The organism is Butyricicoccus sp. (assembly GCF_050872565.1).
Classification (GTDB): domain Bacteria; phylum Bacillota; class Clostridia; order Oscillospirales; family Butyricicoccaceae; genus Butyricicoccus_A.
Genome location: NZ_JBNMHC010000485.1, coordinates 1 through 1,327, shown reverse-complemented (window position 1 = coordinate 1,327; position 1,327 = coordinate 1). Strand labels below are relative to the sequence as shown.

1 protein-coding gene is annotated in these 1,327 nt (G+C 54.3%); it reads right to left on the bottom strand.

All coding sequences use genetic code 11. The features are described from left to right. Positions 1–39 precede the first annotated feature (39 nt). Entirely contained in the window at positions 40–1,248 is a 1,209-nt protein-coding gene (locus tag ACR0P9_RS12765) for a bifunctional 3,4-dihydroxy-2-butanone-4-phosphate synthase/GTP cyclohydrolase II (RefSeq protein WP_432620725.1), read from the bottom strand. Positions 1,249–1,327: the final 79 nt, after the last annotated feature.

Genomic DNA, 1,327 nt, shown 5'->3' with positions numbered 1-1,327 from the left:
GTTTCATAATTGTATCCTCCTGAATAAACGGTCAAACTTTTACTTATATTCGGTCATGTGATCCATGCGCTCCTGCTTGGTCTTGAGATAGAACGCATCGACAGGGTTTGCAGCGATCTGAATCGGCACGCGCTCGACAATTTCCAGACCGTAGCCGGACAGACCGTGAATCTTGGTCGGGTTGTTGGTCATCAGACGCAGTTTCTGTACACCGAGGGAGACGAGAATCTGTGCACCCATGCCGTACTCACGCATGTCAGCCGGGAAGCCCAGCTTGATGTTGGCGTCTACAGTGTCATAGCCCTGCTCCTGCAATTCGTATGCGCGCAGCTTGTTAATCAAGCCGATGCCGCGTCCTTCCTGACGCAGATACAGCAGCAGGCCGCGGCCCTCTTCGTTGATTGCCTTGAGCGAAGCCGCCAGCTGCTCGCCGCAGTCGCAGCGCTTGGAACCAAACGTATCGCCGGTCAGGCACTCAGAGTGAACACGGCACAGAACCGGTTCGCCGTTTGCAATATCGCCCATGGTCAGAGCCACGTGATGCTCGCCGGAAACCTTGTTGATAAAGCCGTGAATCTTGAAGTGGCCGTACTTGGTCGGCATGTCAGCGCAAGCGACTTCTTCTACCAGTGCTTCGTCTTTGTCGCGCATCCGATAGGCAATCAGATCAGCGATAGAAATCATAACCAGATTGTGCTTCTTAGCGAATTCAACCAGCTCGGTTGTGCGCATCATGGTACCGTCGTCACGCATGATTTCACAGCACAGACCAACCGGCTCCAGATTTGCCAGACGGCACAGATCAACGGTAGCTTCGGTGTGACCCGAACGAATCAGTACACCGCCTTCGCGTGCGCGCAGCGGGAACATATGACCCGGACGGCGGAAGTCAGACGGCTTGGCATTGGCCAGAACCGTTGCGCGAGCGGTATAGCCGCGCTCTTCTGCGGAAATACCGGTTGTCGTGTTGACGTGGTCAATGGCTACGGTAAATGCGGTTTCGTGATTGTCGGTATTCTGCTCGACCATCGGCGGCAGACCCAGCTTGTCGCAGTATTCACCGCTCATCGGCATACAGATCAGACCCTTGGCGTAAGTCGCCATAAAGTTTACGTTCTCTGTGGTTGCAAACTGTGCGGCACAGATGATGTCACCTTCGTTTTCACGATCCGGGTCGTCGATGACCAGAATGTTTTTGCCTGCACGCAGGGCGTCCAGTGCTTCTTCAATGGTTGCAAAATCAGCCATTTTTATATCCTCCTGTCAGAGAAACCCGTGTGCCGAGAGAAAATCGGCAGTCAGTCCGCCGGACGGCTTGTCCTCTTCC

Bases quoted from the DNA above. Each gene is read 5' to 3' on its own strand.
- ACR0P9_RS12765 (WP_432620725.1), bottom strand. From the start codon at position 1,248: ATGGCTGATTTTGCAACCATTGAAGAAGCACTGGACGCCCTGCGTGCA.